This window comes from Kitasatospora sp. NPDC091257, from assembly GCF_044757675.1.
Taxonomy (GTDB): Bacteria; Actinomycetota; Actinomycetes; order Streptomycetales; family Streptomycetaceae; genus Kitasatospora; species Kitasatospora lactacystinica.
This window is the reverse complement of sequence record NZ_JBIVVI010000744.1, coordinates 1-4,608: the sequence shown is the minus strand read 5'-3', so window position 1 is coordinate 4,608 and position 4,608 is coordinate 1. Positions and strand designations below refer to the sequence as shown.

Annotated in this window: 4 protein-coding genes; all 4 read left to right on the top strand. The window is 74.1% G+C overall.

The window, feature by feature from the left end; all coding sequences use genetic code 11:
• Positions 1-254, top strand: a 254-nt coding sequence (locus tag ACIQOV_RS28665) for a hypothetical protein (RefSeq protein WP_401053379.1), incomplete at its 5' end; no start/stop codon positions are given.
• Positions 255-415: 161 nt separating this feature from the next.
• Positions 416-2,176, top strand: coding sequence for a protein kinase (locus tag ACIQOV_RS28660; protein ID WP_401053377.1), 1,761 nt, complete (start codon positions 416-418; stop codon positions 2,174-2,176).
• A gap of 96 nt (positions 2,177-2,272) precedes the next feature.
• Positions 2,273-3,904 carry a succinic semialdehyde dehydrogenase gene (locus ACIQOV_RS28655; protein ID WP_401053375.1) on the top strand — a complete coding sequence of 544 codons (1,632 nt, stop codon included), beginning with the start codon at positions 2,273-2,275 and terminating at the stop codon, positions 3,902-3,904.
• Between the two features lie 118 nt (positions 3,905-4,022).
• The coding region (locus tag ACIQOV_RS28650) for an FAD-binding protein (protein WP_401053373.1) at positions 4,023-4,608 on the top strand (586 nt) is incomplete at its 3' end.

Genomic DNA, 4,608 nt, shown 5'->3' with positions numbered 1-4,608 from the left:
GCGCCGGTCATCGAGACCAGCGCGGCGACGGCGATCGCCGTGCCGCCCCAGCCGCCGCCGAACATGGCGTCCACGGCGTCCGAGAACGGCGCGGCAGGAGTGCCCGAAAGGGCGGGAACGGCGGGGACTTCGGGGCAGGAAACGGTGCGAAGCCGCCCCGGATACCCCCGGCCCTATTGGGCCCGCTGTTGGTCGGTGGAGTGTTTGCGCTGCTCGCGCTGGGAATTGTCGCGGTGGTGCTGTTCGCGGGCTGACGATCCGCTGGGATTCCGGTCCTGCGGTTCAGCGGGTGGGCGTGATTACCCGGGGCGGCAAGGTGCGCCTAATGTGTGCGTGGGATTTGTTCGAACAGTGGTCTGCACCAGGCCCTCCGTCGCTGTGACGGCTGGCGGAGTGTGTGGGGGAGCGGGCGCAGATGGGCGTGCAGGACCGGCCGGAGGCGGCCGAGGCGGAGCGGTTGCTGGCCGGGCGGTACGAGCTCGGCGAGCGGCTCGGCCGGGGCGGCATGGGTACCGTCTGGCGGGCCTGGGACCGGATGCTCGACCGCGAGGTCGCGGTCAAGGAGCTGACCGTCAACCACCTGCCCGAGGAGGACCTCCAGATCCTGCACACCCGGATGAAGCGCGAGGCCAGCGCGGCCGCGCGGATCAAGCACCCCGGTGTGATCACCGTGCACGACGTGCTGGAGCAGGACGGCCGGCCGTGGATCGTGATGGAGCTGGTCGACGGCCGCTCGCTGGCCGACGTGATCAGCCAGGACGGCACCCTGCAGCCGCGCGCCGCCGCCGAGGTCGGCAGCCAGGTGCTGGCCGCGCTGCACCGGGGCCACCAGCTGGGTGTGCTGCACCGGGACGTGAAGCCGGCCAACGTGCTGCTGGAGCGCGGCACCGGGCGGGTGGTGCTGCTGGACTTCGGCATCGCGAAGTACGAGGGCTCGACCGAGCTGACCCGGCCGGGGGACCTGGTCGGGTCGCCGGACTACCTGGCGCCGGAGCGTGCCCAGGGCGAGCGGCCCGGGCCGGCCTCCGACCTGTGGGGCCTCGGGGCGACGCTGTACGCGGCGGTCGAGGGCCAGTCGCCGTTCCGGCGGGACTCGCCGATCAGCACGCTCGCCGCGGTGGTCGACGAGCCGCTGCCGGAGTCGCGGCGGGCCGGGCCGCTGGGGCCGGTGCTGGCCGCGCTGATGGCCAAGGACCCGGCCGAGCGGCCCACCGCGGACGAGGCGGCCAAGATGCTGGCCGAGGTGCAGGCCGGGCACACGATGGGCCTGAAGTCGGTCGCGGCGGTGCGCACGCCCACCCGGTCGGTGCCGGTGGTGGACCGCAGCGACGGCCCGGTGCCCGAGGCGGAGCCGGCCGAGGGCTCCGAGGAGCCGACCGAGCCGAAGGCCGCCGCACCCGCCGCGCCCGTCGTCCCCGTCGCGCCCGTCGTCCCTGTCGAACCGGACACCACCGGGGGCGCACAGGCCGCCGCCCGGGCGCACACCGGGCCCGTCGCGCCGGTGCCGCACTCCGTCACGCCCGAGCGGGGACCGGCCAAGCGCCGTAGTCTGCTGAAGATCGTCGGCATCGCGGTGGCCGTCGGCCTGCTGGCCGCCGCGGGCACCTTCCTCGTCACCCGGCACGTGGTCGGCGGCGACAGCCCCGACGACCCGACGCCGACCGCCGCGGAGTCCACCGGGCCCGAACCCACCAGCGACGCCACCCCCGCGGTGGCACCGCCCAACGGCTACCACTGGGTCGACGACCCGGCCGGCTTCCGCTTCCCGCTGCCGAACGGCACCCCGCCCTGGCAGCGGATCAGCGCCGGCGACAACCAGATCTTCTACAGCCCCGACGGCAAGGTGCACTACCTCCAGTTCGCCGTCACCGTCGGCCAGTCGGTCAAGCCGCTGGAGCACATGCGGCAGATGGAGACCAGCGTCTCCAAGTCGCTCAAGGACTACAAGCAGCACCGGATGGCCGGCACGGCGGTGAAGGGCCAGGAGGCGGCGGTCTGGGAGTTCAGCTACCTGGCCAAGGAGGGCGGCCGCCGGCGCGCGATCGAGACCGAGTTCATCAGCCAGGACGGCACCAGCTACGCGATCTACTCGTCCAGCCCGGACCGGGGCAGCGAGTGGAACGAGGCCGAACAGCGCTTCTACGCCGTGCTCAACAGCTTCACCCCGACCCGCTGACCGGGACCGGGCGGGGCGCCCGCTTTCACCCGACTGCGGCAGATTCTTGTTACCGACGGGTACCGGACCGGGCGCCGAACGCCTAGGCTGCGCCGTATGTCGGACCTCACAGCAGACGCAGTGGCCACCGAACACCCCGGCACGGGCAACCCGGCGGCACCCGGCGGCGCGCGGACCGTCGCCGCGGCCGTCCCGCCGTCCCTGGTCGCCAAGCTGGCGACCGGCGTCACCGCCACCGGCGAGCCCGACCTGGTGGAGACCGTCGCCCCGCTGACCGGCGAGCGGCTGGCCAGCCTGCCGCAGTCCACCCCGGCCGACGTCGAGGTCGCCTTCCAGCTGGCCCGCCGCGCCCAGGCCGCCTGGGCCGCGCTGCCGGTGCGCCGCCGGGCCGCCGTCCTGCTGCGCTTCCACGACCTGCTGCTCAAGCGGCAGGACGAGGTGCTGGACCTCGTCCAGGCGGAGACCGGCAAGGCCCGGCTGCACGCCTTCGAGGAGGTGCTGGCCGTCGCCATGGCCGCCCGGCACTACGGGCGGGCCGCGCACCGGTACCTCCGGGACAAGCGGCGCGGCGGCGCGCTGCCGGTGCTCACCCAGGCCGTCGAGGCCCGCCGGCCCAAGGGCGTGGTCGGCCACATCTCGCCGTGGAACTACCCGCTGGAGCTGTCCGTCGGCGACGCCCTGCCCGCCTTCGTGGCCGGCAACGCGGTGGTCAACAAGCCCGACACCCAGACCGCGCTGACCGCGCTGTGGGCCCGCGAACTGCTGATCGAGGCCGGGCTGCCGGCCGACCTGTGGCAGATCGTGATCGGCGACGGCCCGGTGATCGGCCCCGCCGTGGTGGAGCACGCCGACTACGTCTCGTTCACCGGCTCCACCCGTACCGGCCGCGACGTCGCCCAGCGCGCCGCCGCCCGGCTGGTCGGCGCCTCGCTCGAACTCGGCGGCAAGAACGCCATGCTGGTGCTCGCCGACGCCGACCTCGACGCGGCCGCCGCCGGCGCCGTACGGGCCTGCTTCTCCTCCGCCGGACAGCTGTGCATCTCGATCGAGCGGCTGCTGGTGCACCGCTCGGTGGCCGACGAGTTCCTGGAGCGCTTCGCCGCCCGCACCCGGGCGCTGCGCCTCGGTGGCGGCCTCGCGTACGGCGCCGACATGGGCTCGCTGGTCTCCGTCCGCCAGCTGGAGACCACCACCCGGCACGTCGACGAGGCGGTCAAGGCGGGCGCCACCGTGGTGGCCGGCGGACGGGCCCGGCCGGACCTCGGCCCGTTCTTCTTCGAGCCGACCATCCTCGACGGCGTCACCCCGGACATGGCGGTCTGCGCCGAGGAGACCTTCGGCCCGGTCGTCTCCGTCTACCGCTTCGACACCGACGAGGAGGCGGTGGCCGCCGCCAACTCCACGCCGTACGGCCTCAACTCCAGCGTCTGGACCAGGGACGTGCGGCGCGGCCGGACGGTCGCGGCCCGGCTGCGCACCGGCACGGTCAACGTCAACGAGGCGTACGCCGCCGCGTACGGCTCGATTGCCTCGCCGATGGGCGGGATGGGCGACTCCGGGCTGGGCCGCCGGCACGGCGCCGAGGGCATCCTGCGCTTCACCGAGGCGCAGACCATCGCGACCCAGCGGCTGATGCCGATCGCGCCCTCGTTCGGCCTGGACGACAAGCAGTTCGCCGCGGTGATGACCGGCGGCCTGCGGGCGCTCAAGGCGCTGCGCTTCAAGTAGGCCCGCTTCACGCAGGCCCGCTTCGTGCGGGCCCGGGCGGCGGGCCGGGCCCCGCAGTGCGCGCGGGCCCGGCCCGCCGCCCCACAGACAGGTTCACCCGGCGAAGGAGCGGTGGCAGATGGTGCAGTCCGGCGGTGCGGCGGAGTTCGACTACGACGTGGTGGTGGTCGGGTCCGGCTTCGGCGGTTCGGTCGCGGCGCTGCGGCTGACCGAGAAGGGCTACCGGGTCGCCGTCCTGGAGGCCGGGCGGCGCTTCGACCGGGACGAACTGCCCAGGAACTCCTGGGACCTGCCGAACTACCTGTGGGCGCCGCGGCTCGGGCTGTACGGAATCCAGCGCATCCACCTGCTGGCCAACGTGCTGATCCTGGCCGGCGCCGGGGTCGGCGGCGGCTCGCTGAACTACGCCAACACCCTGTACGTGCCGCCGAAGGCCTTCTTCGAGGACCGGCAGTGGCGCCACATCACCGACTGGCAGCAGGAGTTGGCGCCGTTCTACGACCAGGCGCAGCGGATGCTCGGGGTCCGGCTCAACCCGACCCTCACCCCGTCCGACGTCCACCTCAAGGCGGCCGCCGAGCGGATGGGCGTCGGCGACACCTTCCACATGGCGCCGGTCGGGGTCTTCTTCGGCGACGGCGAGGACGCCGGGGGCACCTCCCGGACGGAGTCCGGGGGAGGCACGGCCTCACCGTCCGCACCGG

Coding starts and splice junctions, on each gene's coding strand:
- ACIQOV_RS28660 (WP_401053377.1), top strand. CDS start 416: ATGGGCGTGCAGGACCGGCCGGAGGCGGCCGAGGCGGAGCGGTTGCTG.
- ACIQOV_RS28655 (WP_401053375.1), top strand. CDS start 2,273: ATGTCGGACCTCACAGCAGACGCAGTGGCCACCGAACACCCCGGCACG.